At 32.3% G+C, this 716-nt stretch carries 1 pseudogene; it reads left to right on the plus strand.

From position 1 onward, the window contains the following. Positions 1 to 510: 510 nt before the first annotated feature. Positions 511 to 716, plus strand: a pseudogene (locus ACFINZ_RS10815) (D-serine/D-alanine/glycine transporter); the annotation flags it as partial.

Below are 716 nucleotides of genomic sequence, written 5' to 3' on the forward strand. Positions count from 1 at the left end.
TTTGCATCACTAAAATCAACAATAAACGAATATCAGGGTTTGCTTTTTTATTTTTGATCTTTTTATCGTAACGGAAATTACCAATGAAGAAATCATTTAAAATTTTTTGTCATTAGAAATTTTTTCTTCAGCAATATGACAATTCTCTACCCTATTTAACTGACAATCAAAGTTCTTTTCTACTATGACATATAAAACAACTAAAAGACTTAAAATTACAAAAGATAGAGTTTGCCATAACCTCTAGGTAGCCTAAACAACTTATAACTCTCATATAACACTAAATCTTCTTATCCGCTATCTCAGCTAAAACTTAAAAACCTGTACCAAATATCTGTTGCATTACTCGAGAGTGAAATAGTATACCAGGCTAATTCCATATTCTTTCTCTTATCCACATGAAGTCATAAAAAATGTTTTTCTCCTTTACTCCTCATTCATATCATGCTTCGATGAGCAAGATTATCTTTTTCAGCGTAATTTTCAATAATTAAAGGGAACCTCCTAAAAATGGACTATAAACAAAATTCAGAAAATAATCCTAAGAAGAAATTACAACGTGGATTACATAACCGTCACGTACAACTTATAGCCCTGGGTGGTGCTATTGGAACAGGTCTCTTCATGGGATCAGGAAAAACAATCAGCGTAGCAGGCCCTTCCATCATACTAGTTTATGCTATTATTGGTTGTGCCTTATACTTTGTAATGCGTGC

The sequence above is a fragment of the Bartonella sp. AA81SXKL genome, from assembly GCF_042196945.1.
Lineage (GTDB): Bacteria > Pseudomonadota > Alphaproteobacteria > Rhizobiales > Rhizobiaceae > Bartonella.